This window comes from Nostoc sp. (genome assembly GCF_036916575.1).
Lineage (GTDB): Bacteria > Cyanobacteriota > Cyanobacteriia > Cyanobacteriales > Nostocaceae > Nostoc.
Genome location: NZ_JBALGC010000028.1, coordinates 96,459 through 117,032 on the forward strand (window position 1 = coordinate 96,459; position 20,574 = coordinate 117,032).

General features: G+C 41.6%; 19 protein-coding genes and 1 pseudogene. 10 read left to right on the forward strand and 10 right to left on the reverse strand.

From position 1 onward, the window contains the following. Window positions 1–6: 6 nt before the first annotated feature. Window positions 7–669, reverse strand: a complete 663-nt coding sequence (locus V7L29_RS07775; protein ID WP_334735065.1) for a restriction endonuclease subunit R — start codon at window positions 667–669, stop codon at window positions 7–9. 323 nt (window positions 670–992) lie between these two features. Between V7L29_RS07775 and acs the strand changes: the two genes are divergently transcribed. The 4 genes and pseudogenes from acs to V7L29_RS07795 all read left to right on the forward strand — a co-directional run bounded on the left by acs (window position 993) and on the right by V7L29_RS07795 (window position 4,814). Then, window positions 993–2,966 carry an acetate--CoA ligase gene (gene acs, locus V7L29_RS07780; RefSeq protein WP_334735066.1) on the forward strand — a complete coding sequence of 658 codons (1,974 nt, stop codon included), beginning with the start codon at window positions 993–995 and terminating at the stop codon, window positions 2,964–2,966. 122 nt (window positions 2,967–3,088) lie between these two features. Next, window positions 3,089–3,775: a tetratricopeptide repeat protein gene (locus V7L29_RS07785; protein WP_334694191.1), complete on the forward strand. Its 687-nt coding sequence runs from the start codon at window positions 3,089–3,091 to the stop codon at window positions 3,773–3,775. A 351-nt stretch (window positions 3,776–4,126) separates the two neighbouring features. Next, window positions 4,127–4,429, forward strand: a pseudogene (locus V7L29_RS07790) (transposase); the annotation flags it as partial. Between the two features lie 124 nt (window positions 4,430–4,553). After that, on the forward strand, window positions 4,554–4,814 hold the full coding sequence (locus V7L29_RS07795) for a MoaD/ThiS family protein (protein ID WP_229483813.1): 261 nt from the start codon (window positions 4,554–4,556) through the stop codon (window positions 4,812–4,814). Between the two features lie 87 nt (window positions 4,815–4,901). On the opposite strand, the gene V7L29_RS07800 is transcribed toward V7L29_RS07795, so the two are convergent. Beyond that, window positions 4,902–5,750: a lysophospholipid acyltransferase family protein gene (locus tag V7L29_RS07800; protein WP_334694190.1), complete on the reverse strand. Its 849-nt coding sequence runs from the start codon at window positions 5,748–5,750 to the stop codon at window positions 4,902–4,904. Between the two features lie 2 nt (window positions 5,751–5,752). On the opposite strand from V7L29_RS07800, the gene V7L29_RS07805 reads away from it, so the two are divergent. Next, complete coding sequence (locus V7L29_RS07805) at window positions 5,753–5,917, forward strand: hypothetical protein (protein WP_334735067.1); 165 nt, start codon at window positions 5,753–5,755, stop codon at window positions 5,915–5,917. A gap of 29 nt (window positions 5,918–5,946) precedes the next feature. Here the strand turns inward: V7L29_RS07805 and V7L29_RS07810 are convergent, their stop codons facing one another. After that, window positions 5,947–7,143 carry an MFS transporter gene (locus V7L29_RS07810; protein WP_334694188.1) on the reverse strand — a complete coding sequence of 399 codons (1,197 nt, stop codon included), beginning with the start codon at window positions 7,141–7,143 and terminating at the stop codon, window positions 5,947–5,949. Between the two features lie 591 nt (window positions 7,144–7,734). Between V7L29_RS07810 and V7L29_RS07815 the strand changes: the two genes are divergently transcribed. Further along, window positions 7,735–8,631: a helix-turn-helix transcriptional regulator gene (locus tag V7L29_RS07815; protein ID WP_334735068.1), complete on the forward strand. Its 897-nt coding sequence runs from the start codon at window positions 7,735–7,737 to the stop codon at window positions 8,629–8,631. A 108-nt stretch (window positions 8,632–8,739) separates the two neighbouring features. After that, a complete protein-coding gene (locus V7L29_RS07820; RefSeq protein WP_334735069.1) occupies window positions 8,740–10,092 on the forward strand; it encodes a cytochrome P450 in 1,353 nt (450 codons plus the stop codon). Between the two features lie 46 nt (window positions 10,093–10,138). Here V7L29_RS07820 and V7L29_RS07825 read toward each other — a convergent pair whose 3' ends face one another. From V7L29_RS07825 to V7L29_RS07835, 3 genes are all read right to left on the reverse strand, one after another. Further along, window positions 10,139–10,684 carry a GNAT family N-acetyltransferase gene (locus V7L29_RS07825; RefSeq protein WP_334694185.1) on the reverse strand — a complete coding sequence of 182 codons (546 nt, stop codon included), beginning with the start codon at window positions 10,682–10,684 and terminating at the stop codon, window positions 10,139–10,141. Between the two features lie 219 nt (window positions 10,685–10,903). Continuing rightward, the gene (locus V7L29_RS07830) at window positions 10,904–11,602 is read right to left on the reverse strand and encodes a glutathione binding-like protein (RefSeq protein WP_334735070.1); all 699 of its coding nucleotides are present in this window, start codon (window positions 11,600–11,602) and stop codon (window positions 10,904–10,906) included. Between the two features lie 134 nt (window positions 11,603–11,736). Beyond that, window positions 11,737–13,410 (reverse strand): serine/threonine protein kinase, encoded by a 1,674-nt coding sequence (locus V7L29_RS07835; protein WP_334694183.1) that lies wholly within the window; start codon window positions 13,408–13,410, stop codon window positions 11,737–11,739. A 273-nt stretch (window positions 13,411–13,683) separates the two neighbouring features. On the opposite strand from V7L29_RS07835, the gene V7L29_RS07840 reads away from it, so the two are divergent. Beyond that, window positions 13,684–14,955 (forward strand): DUF4255 domain-containing protein, encoded by a 1,272-nt coding sequence (locus V7L29_RS07840; protein WP_334735071.1) that lies wholly within the window; start codon window positions 13,684–13,686, stop codon window positions 14,953–14,955. Between the two features lie 217 nt (window positions 14,956–15,172). Here the strand turns inward: V7L29_RS07840 and V7L29_RS07845 are convergent, their stop codons facing one another. The 3 genes from V7L29_RS07845 to V7L29_RS07855 all read right to left on the reverse strand — a co-directional run bounded on the left by V7L29_RS07845 (window position 15,173) and on the right by V7L29_RS07855 (window position 17,577). Next, complete coding sequence (locus V7L29_RS07845; protein ID WP_334735072.1) at window positions 15,173–16,039, reverse strand: eCIS core domain-containing protein; 867 nt, start codon at window positions 16,037–16,039, stop codon at window positions 15,173–15,175. Window positions 16,040–16,823: 784 nt separating this feature from the next. After that, the gene (locus tag V7L29_RS07850; RefSeq protein ID WP_334735073.1) at window positions 16,824–17,270 is read right to left on the reverse strand and encodes a hypothetical protein; all 447 of its coding nucleotides are present in this window, start codon (window positions 17,268–17,270) and stop codon (window positions 16,824–16,826) included. Between the two features lie 148 nt (window positions 17,271–17,418). After that, the gene (locus V7L29_RS07855) at window positions 17,419–17,577 is read right to left on the reverse strand and encodes a hypothetical protein (protein ID WP_334735074.1); all 159 of its coding nucleotides are present in this window, start codon (window positions 17,575–17,577) and stop codon (window positions 17,419–17,421) included. Between the two features lie 125 nt (window positions 17,578–17,702). On the opposite strand from V7L29_RS07855, the gene V7L29_RS07860 reads away from it, so the two are divergent. After that, complete coding sequence (locus V7L29_RS07860) at window positions 17,703–17,966, forward strand: hypothetical protein (protein WP_334735075.1); 264 nt, start codon at window positions 17,703–17,705, stop codon at window positions 17,964–17,966. Then, window positions 17,967–18,428: a type II toxin-antitoxin system VapC family toxin gene (locus V7L29_RS07865; RefSeq protein ID WP_334735076.1), complete on the forward strand. Its 462-nt coding sequence runs from the start codon at window positions 17,967–17,969 to the stop codon at window positions 18,426–18,428. It begins immediately after the preceding gene. A gap of 37 nt (window positions 18,429–18,465) precedes the next feature. Here V7L29_RS07865 and V7L29_RS07870 read toward each other — a convergent pair whose 3' ends face one another. Beyond that, window positions 18,466–20,478, reverse strand: a complete 2,013-nt coding sequence (locus V7L29_RS07870) for an ATP-binding protein (protein WP_334735077.1) — start codon at window positions 20,476–20,478, stop codon at window positions 18,466–18,468. Window positions 20,479–20,574: the final 96 nt, after the last annotated feature.

The following is a 20,574-nucleotide window of genomic DNA, read 5'->3' on the forward strand; positions in this document are numbered from 1 at the left end:
TTCATTTTACTGAAAATTCGGTAACTTGCAGATGGCTTTGAGAACTTGTAATAACTCAATTGCATCTGGAGATTCATTCAAATTTAATAATGGCATTAACTGATAAGTTGGTTGTTCGTCATGTCTTAAATAAACAAATTGATAACGCAGTCCGTTAGTTACCACTCCCCAAACAGATGGTTGTTGATCTAAACTTTTAAAAGCATAAGTGAGTAATTGAGGTAAACCCTCACCCACTTCAACCGCACTATTTTTTGTTTCAATCACCACAACCCAAAAAGGCGGCGCAATATTACTTTGAGGATTGTTGATTGCTAAAATATCCATCCGTCCGGTAATTCTTCTGTCTTCATCTTCGACTGCGTTGTTTACCGCCGCAGGCATCGCAATGCTGTCTTCCATTGTCAACCGAATCGACACATCGTAAAATCCTGCTAATCGCATTAATGGTGCAAGCGTTAACAATTTAACTAAACCTTCAGAAATTTTCCTAGCGCTTAAATAGCGATCAAAGTCGTTTCTGATTTTTAATAAATCCTGCTGTTCAAACTCAGAAAGTGGTTCTAGACTTAAAAAGTCTACGAATGAAGCATTATAAAGCTTTTCTCGTTTGAGAAAGCGATGAACATCGTTGAGAGATAGGCTGCTAGCTTCGACGGTGAGCGTCATAGTTTCAGGCGTTATTTGTCCAGACTACTTATATTTTGCAACATTGTTAGTAGAGACGTTGCAATGGAATATCTTTTCCTTGCTATTAAACGATTATTATACTTTAGATGCGTTTGACCTGAGTAAAACAGGCTTCATGCTTAGTAATCTATACTTTGCCAAATCACACTTGTATTTCTTGATGGTTTGGTTTTGGGGTGTGAAAATGAATGTAAGCTAAATAACTCGGCAATTTTCACCTAGCTTAACGAAAATCTAAGCACGGTATAACACAACTGGGCTAAGAATAGTTTTTAATAACAATAGCGATCGCCCTTATAACCATGTCTCAACCAAGTATAGAATCAATCCCACAAGAGAACGGCCTCTTTCATCCTCCTTCGGAATTCTCACAGAATGCCCATATCAAAAGCCTGGATGACTATCAGCGTCTCTATGCTAAAGCCAAAGCTGATCCACAGCAATTTTGGGCAGATTTGGCTACAACAGAATTAGAATGGTTCCAAAAATGGGATACAGTATTAGACTGGCAACCGCCTTTTGCTAAATGGTTCGTTGGCGGTAAAATTAATATTTCTTACAACTGCCTTGACAGACATCTCACTACTTGGCGTAAGAATAAAGCAGCATTGATTTGGGAAGGAGAACCAGGAGATTCCCGTACCCTCACCTATGCCCAACTGCACCGGGAAGTTTGCCAGTTCGCCAATGTATTGAAGCAACTGGGTGTAGAAAAAGGTGATCGCGTTGGTATTTATATGCCGATGATTCCCGAAGCTGCGATCGCCATGTTAGCTTGTGCCAGAATTGGCGCACCCCATAGTGTGGTATTTGGTGGTTTTAGTGCCGAAGCTTTGCGCGATCGCTTAATTGATGTTAAAGCTAAACTAGTAATCACGGCTGATGGTGGTTGGCGCAAAGATGCGATCGTCCCTCTCAAGGAACAGGTAGACAAAGCCTTAGCTGATGGTGCTGTTCCCAATGTAGAAAATGTCCTAGTTGTCAAGCGCACCGGACAGGAAACTTATATGCAGTTGGGCGGACGCGATCATTGGTGGCATGATTTGCAAAAAGGAGTATCAGCAGATTGTCCCGCCGAACCAATGGACAGCGAAGATATGCTCTTTGTCCTCTACACTTCAGGCAGCACCGGCAAACCGAAGGGTGTAGTGCATACAACTGCTGGTTATAATTTATATACCCACATTACCACCAAGTGGATATTCGACCTGCAAGATACAGATGTATACTGGTGTACCGCCGATGTAGGTTGGATTACGGGACATAGCTATATTGTCTACGGCCCCCTTTCCAACGGTGCAACGAGCCTGATGTATGAAGGTGCGCCCCGTGCTTCTAATCCTGGTTGCACATGGGATGTGATTGAAAAATATGGTGTCAATATTTTTTATACTGCACCTACGGCAATTCGAGCATTTATTAAGATGGGAGAACAACATCCTAATGCGCGAAACCTGTCTTCGTTGCGTTTGCTAGGAACCGTCGGCGAACCGATTAACCCGGAGCCTTGGATGTGGTATCACAAAATAATTGGTGGTGAACGTTGTCCAATTGTTGATACCTGGTGGCAAACGGAAACAGGCGGAATCATGATTACACCGCTACCAGGAGCAATTCCCACCAAACCGGGTTCAGCAACTCTTCCCTTCCCAGGAATTATTGCAGATATCGCAGATTTGGATGGAAACACCCTACCCAATAACGAAAGCGGTTATTTAGCAGTGCGATATCCTTGGCCAGGAATGATGCGGACAGTCTACGGCGATCCAGAACGCTTCCGCCGCACCTACTGGGAACACATCCCGGTCAAAGATGGTAACTATACTTACTTTGCTGGTGATGGCGCCAGACGCGATGAGGATGGTTACTTTTGGATAACGGGTCGTGTGGATGACGTACTGAATGTGTCAGGACATCGGCTCGGTACAATGGAAGTAGAATCAGCCTTGGTTTCTCATCCAGCGGTTACAGAAGCGGCGGTAGTGGGTAAACCAGATGAACTTAAGGGTGAAGAAGTAGTTGCTTTTGTGACTCTAGAAGGCAGTTATCAGGGAAGTGAGGAACTGAGTAAAGAACTCAAACAGCACGTTGTTAAACGAATTGGTGCGATCGCTCGTCCGGGAGAAATTCGCTTTACCGATGCTTTGCCGAAAACGCGATCGGGTAAGATTATGCGCCGATTGCTGCGGAATCTGGCTGCGGGTGAAGAGGTATCTGGGGATATTTCGACATTGGAAGATAAAAGCGTGTTGGAGAAATTACGGCAAGGTACGTAAATAATTTCATGAGCCTAGTAGGGGCGCATATATCTGCGCTCCGTCTGTCTTGTGATGCATTATGTGTTAACGCACCTCAATATTATTATAAAGATTAGAACATTATTGAGGGGCTCAGGGCGATGAAGTTGAAGTACAAACCTAAATCAGCATTTGTTCAATCTTTTAGCGGCATGACGCTGAGTATGATCACTGTGATGGGGATATCACCACTAGTGTTAGCGGTTCCGGCAAAAGTTTCTTTGCATTCGCCTCAACAGTATGCACACAGACAACCACAAAAACTAGCACAGTCTCAAGCTCCAGACACAGGATCATCAGAGCGATCGCAGATGATGCAACAAGCCAATGCTTCATTTAATCAGGGAGACTTAACAGGTGCAGAGGAAAATTTACGCAAGTTAATTAAAAAATTCCCAGACGATGCCTTTGGACGCTTTCAACTGGGAAATGTGCTTTTTCAGCAGAAGAAATTAGAAGAAGCAATTAGCTCTTATCGAGAAGCCATTCGCATCCAGCCAAAATATGCTGTAGCCTACAATGCAATCGGTATTGTTTATGCTAGCGAAAGTCGCTGGGAAGAAGCTATTACTGAATATAAAAAAGCTCTAAAAATTAATCCTAATTATGGCGAGGGGCTGACTAATTTTGCACTGGCATTGTGGCAAACAAATAAAAAAGATGAGGCACTATCTTCTCTAGAAAAAGCTTTAAATATTTTTAAAGCACAGAATAGAAATGAAAAAGTTAACCAAGTCGAACGAATCTTGCGAGAGATCAAAACTGGTGATGAGCGTAGTGTTTCATGACAATCACATTATTCAGTGGATAAGAGTCAGAATAGTTGCTGGCAATTAGCTTTAAGGATGCTTAGTGAATTGGTTCCTATATTATCCGCGAACGCATCCAACAAATCCATACAGGCATCGCTACATGATTCAAAACAGTTGTAAAGTTTTGGTCTAAAATCCTGGAATTGCGTTATTAATTGATTGCAATACGCTTGGGTTAAGGATAGTTGTAGGTTGGGTTGTAGCTTGCTTGTATTGTAGGGGTACGTAGTGAAACCCAACAAAGTCCCGAAAATGTTGGGTTACTCTGCGGGAAGCCCCTTTAGGTCTACGTCCCTCAAATGCCACTTGCTTCTCCTAAGGGAGACGCTACGTGAACAGGAAGCCGCTTCGCGTCTACATGTGGGAATGATTTCAGAGGTTAGACGCAAAACTATATTATAAATAGTGCGGGTAGTAGGATTAAGTAACAAACAAGGGTTATGACATTTCCTAACAGAATCCCCTGGGAAAATTGAGAAATTAAGAGAAGCTAGATTAAAGCTAATTTTACAAGTATTAGCTGGACGAGAAATTACATTGATTATTGATGAGATAGCAGATAAAAAGAAAGGCTCGACGACAGATTACGTCAAAAGACAGTATATAGGTAATTTAGGTAAAATCTTTAATATCAGGCAATTTTTTTAGCTATCAACTTATGAAATCATATACATAATAATGTACAATGAACCCCAATAGTTCAGGATGCTTGTCAAGTATTAAACTACTTGCTAGTACTGCCAAAGCATGTTGTATGTCTAAATCTGCAATCACCGTTACCGTCAAACTGTTCGCTGCTTATCAAGAAGCCTTTAGGGTTTCGGAACTGGTGCTGGAATTTCCCAATAGTATGCCAGTCAAAGCAGTATGCGATCGCCTCATAGCTGAACACCCCGAACTCTCCCAATGGCGTGACATCACCCGCTTTGGGATTAATCTGATATTTGTCGAACCAGATACCCTACTACAAGATGGCGATGAAGTTGTGTTAATTCCGCCAGTCAGTGGCGGCTAGCAAAACAGTTATGAGTTTGGAGTTATGAGTTAAAGAATCTGGAATCAAACTGGTTAGAGTTGTACGTGCCAATTCTATTCAATAGCTTTAGGACTTAGCAGTTAGCTCCACTAAGTGATCTAACTCTTGCTGCATCTGACTAACAACTAATTCATAACATTGATTGACATAGTGGCGATCGCTAGCTGCTTCACGGCCGTAGCGTTCAAATACAATTGGCGGACAAACCCGCGTGTAGATGGTCACAGGTAATGGAATGTTAGGCAACGGGCCAATTGCTAATCCCCAAGGCAGTCCAAGATAGATCGGAAAAACTTCCGGATCAACCCCAAACAGCCAAGGCATTCCCCATTCATGGAGTTGCTGCACAATTTTGTAGCAGTCAGCAAGTATAATCAGCGTATCGTGAGCACCCCAGGAAATCACAGGCACAATCGGCACATTTTCCCGCAACGCTAACTTGATAAATCCTTGCCGCCCCGCAAAGTGGATTTTATTACGTAAATAATGCGGTCGGAAGATATCTTCGGCTCCCCCTGGATAAACTAGCACACTAGCTCCAGAGCGCAAGGCAGCGTAAGCCATTTTCGGATGAGCGATGATTGCTCCAGCCTTGACGACCAGTTGCGCTAGTGGCGGGCTAACCTGCCAAGCCTTGGGATGCATCAAACCATAAACGGGTTGCTCAACACCAAATCGTCGAAACCAGTCGTACATTACCATCGTCATATCGGGTGCCGCCAGTCCCCCATTATGCGAACCGACAAATAAGACTTTTTCTTGGGGTTGAATATTATCCCAGCCACTAGTTTGAACTCGGAAATAGTAGTGATACAAAAAGCCTATTAGGGGCATCAAAAATTCTATGAACTTTGGATCTCGCTCATCCAAAGACCAACCAGGTTTTTTGTTTAAGAGATGTTGCTTTTTTGACATCGATGCATTCTAACAGGATTGGTAAAGGTCAAACAATTAATGCAGGAGAAGGCATTGGCATTGTTAACCGACGCATTAGCATTGTAAGCCGACGCATTGGCATTGTCAGCCAACGCATTGGCATTGTCAGCCGACGCATTAGCATTGCAAGATATTACCTTTCTTGAATTCGCTACGAATTAATCAAATGCTGTACTTAGCTTTCATCGCTGTTTTGCTTCTGCTTGACTAACCAAATAGAGAGCAGAGCGATCGCTACACCAACCACAATAAAACAATAAATGTAGCCAAAGTTATCCACAATCCTACCGAATACCGCTGCGCCGATTCCCTGGCCGACAAACAGGTTGAAAACGAACAGCGAAACAGCAGTACCTCGTGCTTCAGGTGTTAGCTCAGTGGCTTGAGTCTGGAGGGTGCTGTGCATCATATAAAAGCCCAATCCGATTAAAATATTCAAGGGGATAAACAGCATCCAGTTCTGGAACAATGCGATCGCCAAAAAGCTGATAGACATCAAGCCTCCTCCCACGCCGATTAAACCAATTTCACCCAGTCGCCTAACTAACCATTTAACTGAGCGACTGAAAATCAGTCCACCCAATCCAAAACCACTGAGCATAAACCCGATTGCTAGATAACTTAGACTATAGCCCTCGCGCAGAAATGCGCCGATGTAAGCAAATGCCCCAAAGACGCAAAAGCCTTCCACAAACACCCCAATAATTACAGTCCGGGCGATCGATTGAGTCAATAGTTGGTAATAAGGGCGAAATGTTATCGTACCTATCCGACCTTGGGGAGGTTGCTCATCGCTAAGGTGGCGCGTTCCCCGCCATAAAAGTCCAGCAATGGCAAGGGAGACGATCCCAAATAGGAGAAAGATGTCACGCCAGCCGATATATTCTCCAAAGATGCCGCCTAAACTACCACCGAGGATTTGACCTAGCACCAGCGCACTTAAATACTTGCCGATCGCAGCTTGGCGTTCTTCATAAAGGAAGTTGTCACCAATATAAGCTAGGGTGACAGGGATGATCCCAGCAGCAGCTATCCCTGTGAGAAACCGCAGTAAGGTAAGTAAGACGATATTTGACATAAAGGCACAACCAGCTGTACCCACAGCAAATGCCGCCAGTGCTACTGTAATTACCTTAAGTTTGCCAATGCGATCGCCTAGTGGCCCATAGACTAACTGAAATAGCCCGTAGGGAATCGAGTATGCCGAAATAATCACCGCAGCACTGCCAACACCCACTTTGAACTCGTCGGCAATGATATGCAGCAGGGGGTCAATCACCCGTGCATCAGCAACCACCATGAAGGCAGCAGCGCCCAATAGTCCTAATGAGACAGGTGTCTTGCCTGCTGTATCCTTTGCTAACCTGCCCACTGCTATTGTTCTCCTGTAGTTTGAGTTTTCGCACTTCTAGAATAGACTTTTTGCAGAAGGGGAAGGGCTGGTACCGCAAGGCGGAAGTTAAAAGTCAAAAGTCAAAAGTTAAAAGAATTATATTCCGGGCTTTTGCGCCATTTTGAATGTTGGTTTATTTACGCCGTGCTGTACTAACCCTCTTTTGTCACTTTCGGCAGAGAATAATCTGTAACTCTTACCCAGACAGGATTTTACCTATAAAGCTTTGTTTGGATGTTTCTATTAGTTTGCGATCGCTAATCTTCTCACTAAATCTAGGTTTCATCATTTAGCCTCAATTTTTATTTCCCCAGAGTGACAAAAGAGAGACTAAAGTAGTAACCCAAGTTGCTAGTTATAAAAAAGCGCCTTTTTGTAAGTACAAAATCTTAAATTTTTGTGCCTAGTAATACGTAAAAATGCTAGTTTTGTATCATTTGATACGATTCAGGGGCACTAACTAGCAACTTGCGTTAGTAAGAGAGTTAGTGAAGACTAACTCTTCTTTCCCTCCTTGTGTGCTTCGCGTTCTTCGATAATTTATATTTAGAAAAAAGCGTGCGAGTTGTCATGCAAATAGAGCAGCCTTTTAGAATTAATGCCGCCCAACCAGACAAGCTAAAACAATTCCTTCCCAAACCTTTAATTATCACCAGCCCAGTCACCGGTTGGAATGGTTTTTATTTTGCCTATCATCGCCAGTCGAACTATCAACTTCCTGAGACATCGCCTTTTCAGCACATTATTACCATTTACAGTAGAGAGTTTGAGGCAAAATTAAAAATTAACGGACAATGGCAAAGTAAATCTTATGCAACAACTGATGTGGGTATTTTTCCTGCTCACCAAATTTCTCCAGCAGTACAATTTGAACAGGAATTAGGGTTTATTCATGTCGGTCTTGAACCAACGATGATTACTCGTGTTGCCTATGAGTCAGTAAATGCTGATGCCGTTGAAATTGTCCAACAACTGCAAACCCACGATCCACTGATTCAACAAATTGGACTGACACTCAAGCAAGAAATAGAAACTAGTGGCTCTGATAGTTACCTGTATATAGAGTCAGCAGCAAATCTGCTGGCAGTACATTTATTGAAACGTTACTCAAACAAAAAATTAATTTTTAGAGAATACACAGGTGGATTACCAAAATATAAATTAGAAGAAGCGATCGCTTATATTAACAATAACTTAGAGCAAAATTTGTCTCTTGCAGAAATTGCGGCGATCGCACAGATAAGTCCGCATTATTTTGCTAGCTTGTTTAAGCAATCAATGGGAATAGCACCTCACCAATATGTCACTAAATGCCGAGTTGAAAGAGCAAAGTATTTACTTGCAAAGCGAGAATTATCAGTTATACAAGTCTCCCAACTAGTAGGATTTCAAAGTCAAAGTCATTTCGCCAAGGTTTTTCGCAAATATATCGGCATCACTCCTCAAGCATTTAAGAAGCTACACTGAATTTTTCGGAAGATAACGCTAGTTCTCGGAAGATTGCGTGAGACAGCATGATTTTGTTAAAGCTAGACTCAATAGTTATCACCACACTTTCAGTCCATAGTCCAAAAAATGACACAACTAAAACCAGCCGAGGAAATGCCCGGTAGCTTTGGGCTACCCATTTTAGGTGAAACTCTCCGATTATTTGCTACCCAAGGATGGGGGCTGACGAAGAACTACCAACGCTACGGGCCCGTTTTTAAAACCAGCATTTTAGGAAAGAAATATGCAGTTTTGGTAGGGACACAAGCAAATCGACTAATTTTGCAAGAAAAAGCCGATTATGTATCTTCCTATTTAGGATGGAAACTGGCTATGGAGCATATTTTTGGGCAACCAATGATGCTTCAGGATGGCGAAGAACATCGCCGCACTCGTCGCTTAATCGCTCCAGCGTTTCATGGAAAAGCCATTGCTAACTATTTTGACATCATGCAAACTGAAGTTAATAAGTGCCTAGAAAACTGGATGAAAGGTAGTCCAATTTCCATCAAGAATGAATTTAATCAGTTAGCATTGCGAATTGGGATTCGGCTATTTTTAGGTGTTCAACTACAAAGCGAAATTGAGCAAGTCGAGCAGTTGTATAACACTTTGACACAGGGAGCATTGGCATTATTACGGTTAGATACACCGTTCACAAAATATGGTCGTTCTCAAAATGCTCGTCGTCAGCTTAAAGCTTTATTACAAAAGATTATCAGCGAACGCAAACTTCAAGGCAACTTACAGGAATCTTGTGACGTATTGGGATTGTTTTTAGCAGCAGTAGATGAACAGGGAAATGCTTTATCTCAGTCGCAGATTATAGACGAACTGATACACTTATTAAATGCAGCGCATTTCACTACTGCTACATCCTTAACGTGGGCAATGGTTGAATTGGCAGCACGTCTGCAATGGCGTGAGAAACTCCGTCAAGAACTAGCAGAAGTTGTAGGAGATGAACCTTTGAACTTGGGACACCTCAAGCAACTTAATCAAATGACTTATTTTTTTAAAGAAATAGAACGACTTTACAACCCCGCAGGTGTAGTACTGTTTCGGGGAGTTGTAAAAGAAATTGAATACGCAGGTTACTGCATTCCTCCTGGTTGGGTAGTGATTATTGCTCAAGGATTAACGCATCGGATGAGCGAGATTTATACTAATCCAGAAAGTTTTGATCCAGAACGTTTTGCCCCTCCCCGCGAAGAAGATAAAAAAGACTCCTTTGCTTTAATTGGTTTTGGTGGTGGCGAACATATATGCATTGGAATGGAGTTTGCCAAGATGGAAATGAAGATTTTTTTGGCAACGTTGCTACAACAATATGATTGGAAAGTCACACCAGAATATAAACTTAACAACTATCATCAACCACCCTTCCAAATAGAAGGAAAATTACAGGCGCAAGTCAGCAACCCCAATTTGAAAAACTAAATTCAATATCAGCCTGTATCCGTTGCTAACTTACTCACTCAGTTTTTTATTTGTGAAGCACAAATTGTTCCAGATCGTAAAACTGCCCTTTGAAGAAGCCATACTGTTTCAGTACACCCTGACTCTGAAAACCTAACTTCTCTAGCAACTTTTTAGAAGCTATGTTATTCAACATGACTTGGGCAACAACGAAACGCAAATCCATTTTCTTAAACCCAAATTCCAAGATAGTATGCACCGCCTCAGTCATGATGCCTTGTCTCCAAAAAGTACTGGCAAGCTCATAACCAACTTCAGCAGCGTGTTCTTGTGGGTTCCATGTAAAGCCACAAGAACCAATCAAAACGTTGTCTTGCTTATGAACAATTCCCCAGCGAATTCCATCTCCTCGCTCAAACCGCTTGGCTCTACGTTCAATGATTGCAATCGCTTCTTTAATAGAAGTGAAGGTATCAAGATCATGAAACTGAGTCACGCCTGGATCACAGAGGACAGTAAAGATCGCCTCAGCATCCTGCAACGTTGTCTCACGAAGAAGGAGCCTTTCTGTTTCTAATTGAGGAAAAGAAGATAGTGAGAAATCGTAGCTCATAGTTACAACTGATGATCTGGGGTTAGAGCTAACTTAGCGATCGCCACAGTAGACCTCTTGCAAAAATCAAAAAATCAGGAATGTCATTCTGTTCGCGCAGCGTTCCCGCAGGGTACGGAACGCAGTGGAGAGAAGAATCTCACCACATGTTTCGCTCCGCTCAACATGACAATTTAAGCATTTATGCAAGAGGTCTAGTTACAAGACAATTCAAAAGGCTCAAGGTTGAATAGTCTTCGCCGACTGGTTAAATAACAAATCTCGTGACTTATCTGGATCAAGCGCTTGAGTTTTCAATGCTTCTGCTTTCTCGTAGGCGCGAATTGTTGCCGGACGGGCCTTAATTGTCTCGAACCAGCGCTTGATGTGAGGAAAATCCTCTAGGTTTTGGCTTTGGCGCTCATGGGGCACAATCCAGGGATAAGCAGCAATATCGGCGATAGAATAATCGCCAGCCACAAATTCTCTATCTGCTAGTTGCTTATTCAGCACTGCGTATAAGCGTCCCGTCTCATTCACGTAACGATTAATGGCATACTCAATCTTTTCGGGAGCGTAGGCGCTAAAGTGATGATTTTGTCCCGCCATTGGCCCCAGTCCTGCCATTTGCCAGAACAACCATTCTAAAACTTGAGTGCGATTACGTAAATCTTGGGAGATTAATTTCCCAGTTTTTTCTGCCAAATATAACAAAATTGCACCAGACTCAAATACCGAAATTGGCACACCTCCATCTGCTGGTTCGTGGTCAACGATCGCCGGTATGCGATTGTTACGAGAAATATTCAGAAATTCTGGTTTAAATTGATCCCCAGCCCCAATATTCACAGGAATTATGGTATATTGCAAACCGACTTCTTCTAAAAAAATCGTAATTTTATGACCGTTTGGGGTTGTCCAATAATAAAGATCAATCATGGTTATTTTTCCTAAAATTGTGCGATTGTTTTTTAAGTAAATGGTGCGGATACCTCTTTCGCACTTCTCACAAAATATGAAAAAATAATAATTATCATTATTTATTATGGGATGTTTTATTCTTTGGAAGTCGTTTAACTGCTCACATTTACCTTCAATATAATAGATGTCGGCATCTTTCTATAATTATTACTAATTCTATTAGAGACCAAGTAATAAATAATACCTAGTGTGAGTGCAAGCGCTAAAGTAATACCTGCAATCAGTAAGGTGTTAAGAGATTTTTTTTGAGGTGTTGCTTGATCTTTTCTTGGCTGAAAGATTGTTTGTTCTGGTATCTGTTCTTGCCTTTGATTAGAAGCAGGCCGTTGTTGTAATATTGTATTTTCACGTTTGTTTTGGGATGTATTTCCTGGATGTTGATTATTCGCAGCACGAGGTTGCTGTTGCATAATAGTCTTATCGACAACCTGTTGTCCACCAGGATTGATCGCGGGTCGTGGTTGAAATAAGGTTTTATCTGGTGGTTGTCTGTTACCATTAGCAGCCTTCGGTTGGAAAATAGTACCTTCAGACACCTGTTGTTGAGGTGGATTAGATACAGGTTGTTGCGGTGGTTGTAATGGTTTGTTAATTGTTTCGTCATTGTAACCGGGTTGAGGTGTTTGTGATAACGGTCGCAATGGTTTATAAATTGTTACATCATCAAAACCTGGTTGAGTTTTATTTTGCGATGATGATTGTAGTGTTCTATCAACTGTCTCATCGTTTGATGCTTGAATTGGTCTGGCAGCAGTTTCCTGATGAGAACTATCTGGCGATCGCTGTGGTCTTGGTTGAATAATTGTTGTACTTTTAATAGTGGTTTTTGTTACGGGTTTAATTGCCGCTTCCAATGCTTGACCAAGTTCTTGCACCGATTGAAAGCGGTTGATTGGATTTTTTTGAAGACATTTGATCGCCACAGCTTCTAATTCTGGAGACAATTGCTCACAGCCAGGTTGCTCGCGTAACGGTCTAGGTGGTTCATAGCTATGAGCAAGTAACCATGAAGCTTCACTGATATTATTACCTTGAATGCTTAACCCAAAAGGATCTGCGGCACTAAGCATTTCATAGAAAATGATCCCTAAACTATAAATATCAGCAGATATATCTATACTATTGTTATTTTGAATTTGTTCGGGTGACGAATAGCGAAGAGTGCCAATAAATGTCTTAGTAAGATTTGTTTGCTCGGAAGACTCATTGTAAATTTTGGCAATCCCAAAATCTAAAATCTTTACCCACTCGCCAAAATCTGTGGGAACTAAAAAAATATTATCTGGTTTCAAATCGCGATGAATAACTTTGATCCGTTCTGTGTTCTTCCCATCGCGCTGCATAACTACCCCTCGGTGGGCAAGTTGCAAACCCTTGCACACTTGTGTCATAATTCTTACCACACGTTCTGGTGGTAATTGCCTTTCGCGCATCAGCAGTTGACGCAGCGTTTGCCCACGCAGGTACTCCATGACATAAAATGGATATCCTTCTGTAGTGACACCACAGTCGCTAATTTCAATAATGTGGTCGCTTTGCAAAGCAGCACAAATTGCAATTTCCCGCTCAAAGCGTTTTCTCATCTCACCAGATGCAACCAATTTGTCTTTAAGCAGTTTAAGGGCTACATCTTTACCAACGCGGATATCTGTGGCTAGGAAAACTTCTCCCATACCACCTCCACCTAGACGTTTATCCAAACGGTAGCGTTGGTTATCACCAATCAAGCGACCTATCCAAGAATTATTTGATGGTGGGGAGTTCATTTAAATAAACCCATCCTATTTTTTAATAAAGTTTTTTCAGAGACCTGATGTACTAAATAAAATTAGACAATCAATTAATAAATATACTAATATTTATTTTTAGCTAGAACGCGATATTAATATCTTAATATATGTATTTAATATTCTACATTGTACTTTTGTCGAAATCACAAAATTTGTCAAAAATGCGTAAGTGGGCTTCGCTACACGGAACTCAACATACATAATAATTATTCTCAGGTATTATTATTTATGATGCGATGAGGAAGCAGGATGAGTAATGCGCTCTCTATAGCCACCGTCACAGCAGTGATAAAAAATCTGCTGGAAAATGGTTTAGTAAGTGATGCCATAGCAGCTAGTGTTGGTGATGTACTTGTTACAGCTTTGCCACCAGATAAAGTTCAAGTGGGAAGTGACGAGCGCGCGCAAATCAACCTTTTTTTATATCATGTCACGCAAAATCGTAACGTTGATTGGATCTCTCAAGAATATCGCAATCGTTATAGCACTAGTAATACATACTCGACCAATCCACCCCTAGCTCTTGACCTACATTATGTATTAACGGCTTACGGTCCTAAAGATTTTCAAGCGGAGATTTTACTGGGTTACGCAATGCAAATGTTACATAAATTACCTACCATTACATCCAACACTATAGAAAATGCTTTAAAAAATGCTGTCCAGACAAGTACGTCTGGTGTATTTTCACAGGCTATTACAGGTTTGCCTGTATCTAATCTAGCTCTTCAAGTTGGGCAAATCAAAGTTAGTCCAGCATTCTTAACTATGGAAGAAACTTCCAGAATTTGGTCTGCCCTGCAAACAAATTATCGACCTTCGGCTACTTATCAAGTATCAATGGCTCTGATAGAGAGTGATAGTAGTGATAAATCAGGGGTTCTTGACTTGGTGTTGTCTGAACCAATTATCGAAAAAGTAACGATGCCCGCACAAGCCGAAGCTCATATTATTGTAGGTAGTACGCTATTGATTCAGGGTAAACAATTACGCGGTGATATCACTAAAGTAAGACTAAGTAATATAGATAAATTATTTACACCTTTTGATGTTCAAGATACACAAGTAAGTCTACAAGTACCTCCATTACACGCAGGTGTGCAAACCGTACAAATTATACACCAAGCTTTAGTTAGTAAAGATGAACATAATCTCGTCGAATCAAACGTTATGGCTTTTGTGCTACATCCAAAAATTACCGTAGAGACGTTACATGTAACATCTCTACAGGGTAATGATGAGGAGGATTTACGCTCAATAGATATCAGCGTTAAATTTAGTCCAAAAATTGGTAAAGACCAAAGAGTGATATTACAACTAAATCGAATTTCAAATAATGAGCCAGTCACATACTCTTGTTTGGCGCCAGCACAAACAGAAGACACCGACACTATCACAGTACCCCTTAAAAACATCAGACTAGGAGAATACTTAGTGCGGGCAAAGGTAGATGGAGCAGAGAGTGCAAAATCCAAAAACCAAAGCGGCGAATACGAATCGCCGCGAATCACAATTAAATAATGTAGGGTGCGTAACGCTACGAACAAATATAGCGCTTCTCGTTTGTATGCAATAGACTTTGACCTCTCTCCTAAAAGGAGAGAGGCTTTGAATTTTACTCCCCAACGCTACAAGGGTTGGGACTGGGGGTTAGGTCTATATTGGACTCAACTGAGAACCGCTATAATTTACTCGACATTTTGATTAACAGTGTCACGCACCAAAAACAAATTTGTAATTACGCCGGTTTTTTCTTTTTACCACCGCCTAATCCGCCTAACAGACCATCAGCAACGCCACCTAACATACCGCCAGCTATTCCTCCAAGCGGACCAGCCATTCCTCCAACTGCTTCACCGATACCTGACATCAGACCTCCACCACCTTCTTCTTGCTGGCCGCCGCCCATCATTCCCAAGGCTCCTTCTGCTAACCCACCTAACCCACCTAGTAAGGAACATTGAACGGGTTTGGTGCTGTTCTGGATTGGTAGGTTTGTCTTGGAGTTATTAGTTGCACCAGGAACTTGCACCTGCTCACCGTTGGCAGCTTTTGCTCCAATTTGGTCAGCTTCTGTTTCTAAGCTGGGGTCAGCATTAATAGGGGCACCTTTACTTTGGTGTGGTACAGCTACTCTTCCGGCTCTTTGTTGTACAACATGGGTAAGTTCATGTCCTAACAGTGCTTGTCCTGAAGAGCTTTGCGGGTTATATTGTCCAGGGGCAAAGTGAACATTATCGCCTTGAGTAAAAGCTAAGGCGCCCATCGATTTAGCTTGAGGGCTATCGGTATGGATATTGACATTGCCAAAACTTGCTCCAAACGAATTTTCCATTTTTGATTTTACTGGTGCTGGCATGGAACCACGAGAACCAGAGGATGAATTTTGATTAGTTTGGTTTTGTTTTGAAGGTTGAGCAGATTCTGACTTCATTTGGGTGATACTGTGACCAAAGCGCTTTGCCTGCTTTAATTGAGTATTTAAGTCTGATTGCTGGTTATCTGACTTCCTTTGCACGGCAAACCCACGACCTTCAAATTGATTATCTGAGGTTGCAGTGTCTGTTGAGGTGGACTTTTTCTGAAGAAGTTTTTGAGTGCTCATTGTTGCTTCCAGATATAATGTTGAACAATAAATCTATTAAACTGAGCGACTTAACATAAGCGATAAATTGCTGTACTAACCAAGTCTCCAAAACTATTGAGATGAAATTCTAAATTATAATAATGGAATTGCAATACCCCAAATTATAGCTCAATTGATTTGCGGAAAATCTTGCAAAAGATTAGACTTTAGTCTAATGTTTTATGTTGACTTACTTAATAATGGTTTTAAGATATAAGAAATAGAGTATTAATGATCAAAGCTTAGAGGTTGTTTGAAAAGTGGTTGGCTGTGATTTGAATCACATTATTACCCCCCTTAATCCCCCCTTATAAAGGGGGGAAATAAGAAAATCTAGTACCCTCCCCTTAGAAAGGGGAGGGTTAGGGAGGGGTAAAAAAATATTTAATACATCAATCATGACTTTCCAAACATCCTCTTAGTCAGAGTATCTGTATATATAGCCAAGTGTACCAGCGCCAGGAAAGAAATAAGAAAAAAACGCTGCATTCCCTAACTAATCAAAATTCGGGAATGCTTCAAGGACGCCCGTTTATTATGCAATTAAAGGCGATTTCCCAGCAACCAGACTTAAAAACTTCTTTAAGTCAGGCAGAACGCTACGGTCATCACCTTGATGCTATTCAGTGTGCAGGTCTTACTACGATCGCGCCAATACAAATGCTCTCGGTGGAAGAGGAGGAAAAAAAGCTAACGTCAAGTATAAATTTAGACTTAAGCAAGTTGAATGAAAATAATTCTGTACCAAACTTTTCACGGGATGTTAAAAACCCCTCTCTAAACTTCTTCCCTCATAGGGCAAAGGCTTTAAATTCTCTCCCCTCTTTTGAAAGAAAGGGGGCTGCGGATCATTTACATACTTCCGCACCATCTCAAACAAAATCTCTTGGTCAATGCTGGCATAATACCCCTTCACATCCGTCCGAAATACAAAAGCATTCTCCGACAAATGCGCGGCTACCTCCCGCACCGCCGCCTTCATGCCCCCATTCCCCGCCAGGTGAAAACAGCGAGGGGAAAGATGCGGTTTAGGTGTTGTGTCAACACAATAGCCATCGCCTTCAGCACTAGCGCATCCAGCGACGCCCACATTTCCGTCACCCGTTCCTTCCCCCGTATGCGGCGCAACTCCCGAAATCGGTAAGTACCCGCCAGCAATAGTGCCTGCACCAGCACCTTCTTTTCTGCCCACCAGCGCCGCACCTGCCATACATCGGCATTGTAGTGGTAGTGCTGCCTTTTATCGCACAGCCAATTAAAGGCTTGTTCGATCACTTCATCTGAGGCAATTTGTTCGATTAATCCCACTTCATACCAGACACTTTCATGCTTTCCACACTCTGTGTGTGCATTTTACCTCAATCTAGGGAAGAATTGGAGAGATAGTCAGAGTGATCGCTTGTTGTTCCGATTACCAAAAGAGTCGAGGTGAGCGCTAACCTCACTAACACCGCCAGTGTGAGCGCTGCTAAATGTATGATGCAAGGAAACTGGGTAATAAAGCGAATACGACGCATAAATGCTTGGTCTAATGAACTTGAAAACTTGCCTTCTCACCAAAGAGAATACTATCGCTCTGGAGCGGAATACTATATTAGAATAATTAGAATTAGAAAATTCACAATTGTAAAAATAAAAGTTTATGACTCAAGGAATCCTTCAGAAAATTATCAGCCAACTTCAAGAGCTTGAAACAGAAGAATTACATCAACTTGATCGAGCAGTTAAGCAACGCCTGATTGTAAAAACGCAAACTCCTGAACAAACTGCATTCGAGCAGGCATTGTTAGAATCTGGACTGGTGAAACAAATAAAGCAACCTACTTACCGCCATGTTCACAGGGAGGAGTTAATAGAAGTGCAGGGAAAGCCCCTCTCTGAAACAATTATTGAGGAACGGCGTTAGATGACGGTTTATTTCATCGATAGCAGTGCCATTGTCAAACGTTATGTGAATGAAGTTGGCTCCGCTTGGGTTTTGGGACTATTTAATTCTAAGTCAAATAACAAAATATTTATTGCAGCCATTACAGGTGTTGAAATAATTGCAGCAATTGCACGAAGGTCAAGAGGTGGAAGTATAAGTCCCGCAAATACAACAACATTGTGCAACCAATTTCGCAATGATTATCAGACCGATTATCAAATTGTTGAAATTACAAACAATATTATTGCGTTAGGAATGATCCTGGCTGAAACTTATAGTTTACGAGGCTATGATGCAGTTCAACTTGCGGCAGCTTGTGCAATCAATGCACTATGTTTAACTAATAATATATCTTTAACGTTTGTGTCAGCTGATAATGAGTTGAATATAGCGGCATTAGGAGAAAGCTTTATAGTTGAGAATCCGAATAATTATCAGTAAAATAGTAATTACCTTAATATTTAGAATTAATCAATGATTAAACCCATCCTTTAACCTCAGTATCTGTGAGCGATCGCTCTAATTTGATATACTCACTCTTCGCTGCTTGCAACATATAATACATTGTTACTGCATCGTTAGCATCTGCTGCTAAAAACGCTGCATTCATAGCGATGCTGCGAATATTACCTCCGGCGACATTCAACTGTCCCAACTTTTGATAATTTAAACCTTCTGTTGGTGTAGACTTTGGAAAAATCCGCCGCCAAATTTCTGCCCTTTGAGTTGAATCGGGGAAAGGAAACTGCGTAATAAAGCGAATCCGACGCAGAAATGCTTGGTCTAATGAACTTTTTAAGTTAGTTGTTAATACAGAAAGTCCTCGGTAACTTTCCATACGCTGTAGTAAATAGCTTACCTCGACATTGGCGTGGCGATCATGAGAGTCTTTAACTTCACTGCGTTTACCAAATAAAGCATCGGCTTCATCAAATAGTAATACTACACCTCCCAACTCTGCCGCATCAAATACTCTACCGAGATTTTTCTCTGTTTCCCCAATATACTTACTAATTACTGCACTTAAATCAATTCGGTATAAATCTAATTGCAATTCCCGCGCGAGTACTTCTGCTGCCATTGTTTTACCTGTACCACTGACACCAGCAAACAAGGCGCTTATTCCTAATCCTCGCTTGCTTTTGCCTCCAAAACCCCAGCGATCGTATACTTTTGCTCGTTGCTTAACCTGCATAGCAACATCTCTAAGAACTTGTATCTGAGATTCTGGCAATACCAAATCCTCCCAGTTCGCCGCACAATCAATTCGCTGTGCTAAATCATCTAATTTCGGACGAGCTTGCGCGCGACAAGTATTCCAAAGAAGATGATTAAAGTCTTCTGTTAATTCTGTAACTTCTGATTCCTCTATTTGACGCCACTGAACGCTAGCTTGAGAACAAGCAGCTTGAATCACCGGAACACTAAGATTGAATTGAGATACCAAATTATCTACTTGAACATTAATTAATTCAGATGTATCATCCAATGCTTGTTCCCAGATAGTGTACTGTTCCTTTGTTGTCGGACGTTCAATGTCGAAAACTAGCAATGGTCTTAATCGCGATCGCTTGCGTTCAGTAGTAGTAATAAGTACCGGAGAACGCATCCATTCGCATAAATACGTAATCGTTCCTTCTTTTGCGGTATCTGCACCTTCTAAATCATCACAGTCAATTAACAGCGCACAATTAGCTAGTGCCACTTCCCGCTCCCAAAGTAGCTTAAATTGCTTGAGGTCACTAGGAGTTGTTGGCAAAGCATGAGCAGCAATTGCGTATAAGTTTAATTCCAAATAGTGACAAGCCAAAGCTGCAATTGGACGTTTACTAGCTACCTCATTTCCACATAACTGTAATATTGGCAGTTTGAGAAAGTCATGAACCTCCACCCACCAAGCAGCGACCATTTTTTCCGAGATTTGTGTGTGAGAGGGAACTAAATCTGGAGTCACTGTTACCGGTTCGACTATACCCAATAAACGGTCATCTAAATGCTGTACACCCATTAAATAATGTAGTATCCGCTCATCAATCCGCAAAGGGCTACTCATCAACTCACTTCCAGAACCGACTTCGATTAATTTCCACCTGCGTAATGAACCTGCGGGAGTAAAGGCGTGCCAGTGCATACCTTTTAACACCGTCATTGCCAAGCCAAAAGTAGGATAAGTACGCTGTGCATTACCGCAAGCAGCAGCGCAAAGTATTGGAAAACTGGCATCAAGTTCTACACCTGCACATAACAGCAGTAAATTACGTTCAAAATCACTTAAACCAAAAATGGTGCAGAGTCTATCTAACGCCGAAGGTTCAGGGGATGTAATCGAATCTATTAAATATGAAGCTAACGAACTTTCCCCATGTGTGATATCTTCCTCCAGCAAACTTGGGTCTGCGTGCTTCACCAGAGTCTCCCTAAGCTGGCTTAAGGCTACCGTCATATACGCATGATTATCAACATTCTGATTGCTGGTAGTCGTTGCGCTCATCGTTAAATCTTTTCCATTTAAGTATTAAAAAAATACTATTAGCGAATTAGCAACCTTTATCGAAATGTTAAATATGATTATGTTAATGAATCAAGG

Excerpts from the sequence above, each read along its gene's own strand:
- V7L29_RS07775 (WP_334735065.1), bottom strand. The coding sequence starts at position 669 with ATGACGCTCACCGTCGAAGCTAGCAGCCTATCTCTCAACGATGTTCAT.
- acs (WP_334735066.1), top strand. The coding sequence starts at position 993 with ATGTCTCAACCAAGTATAGAATCAATCCCACAAGAGAACGGCCTCTTT.
- V7L29_RS07785 (WP_334694191.1), top strand. The coding sequence starts at position 3,089 with ATGAAGTTGAAGTACAAACCTAAATCAGCATTTGTTCAATCTTTTAGC.
- V7L29_RS07795 (WP_229483813.1), top strand. The coding sequence starts at position 4,554 with ATGTCTAAATCTGCAATCACCGTTACCGTCAAACTGTTCGCTGCTTAT.
- V7L29_RS07800 (WP_334694190.1), bottom strand. The coding sequence starts at position 5,750 with ATGTCAAAAAAGCAACATCTCTTAAACAAAAAACCTGGTTGGTCTTTG.
- V7L29_RS07805 (WP_334735067.1), top strand. The coding sequence starts at position 5,753 with ATGCATTCTAACAGGATTGGTAAAGGTCAAACAATTAATGCAGGAGAA.
- V7L29_RS07815 (WP_334735068.1), top strand. The coding sequence starts at position 7,735 with ATGCAAATAGAGCAGCCTTTTAGAATTAATGCCGCCCAACCAGACAAG.
- V7L29_RS07820 (WP_334735069.1), top strand. The coding sequence starts at position 8,740 with ATGACACAACTAAAACCAGCCGAGGAAATGCCCGGTAGCTTTGGGCTA.
- V7L29_RS07825 (WP_334694185.1), bottom strand. The coding sequence starts at position 10,684 with ATGAGCTACGATTTCTCACTATCTTCTTTTCCTCAATTAGAAACAGAA.
- V7L29_RS07830 (WP_334735070.1), bottom strand. The coding sequence starts at position 11,602 with ATGATTGATCTTTATTATTGGACAACCCCAAACGGTCATAAAATTACG.
- V7L29_RS07835 (WP_334694183.1), bottom strand. The coding sequence starts at position 13,410 with ATGAACTCCCCACCATCAAATAATTCTTGGATAGGTCGCTTGATTGGT.
- V7L29_RS07840 (WP_334735071.1), top strand. The coding sequence starts at position 13,684 with ATGAGTAATGCGCTCTCTATAGCCACCGTCACAGCAGTGATAAAAAAT.
- V7L29_RS07845 (WP_334735072.1), bottom strand. The coding sequence starts at position 16,039 with ATGAGCACTCAAAAACTTCTTCAGAAAAAGTCCACCTCAACAGACACT.
- V7L29_RS07850 (WP_334735073.1), bottom strand. The coding sequence starts at position 17,270 with ATGGCAGGTGCGGCGCTGGTGGGCAGAAAAGAAGGTGCTGGTGCAGGC.
- V7L29_RS07855 (WP_334735074.1), bottom strand. The coding sequence starts at position 17,577 with ATGCGTCGTATTCGCTTTATTACCCAGTTTCCTTGCATCATACATTTA.
- V7L29_RS07860 (WP_334735075.1), top strand. The coding sequence starts at position 17,703 with ATGACTCAAGGAATCCTTCAGAAAATTATCAGCCAACTTCAAGAGCTT.
- V7L29_RS07865 (WP_334735076.1), top strand. The coding sequence starts at position 17,967 with ATGACGGTTTATTTCATCGATAGCAGTGCCATTGTCAAACGTTATGTG.
- V7L29_RS07870 (WP_334735077.1), bottom strand. The coding sequence starts at position 20,478 with ATGAGCGCAACGACTACCAGCAATCAGAATGTTGATAATCATGCGTAT.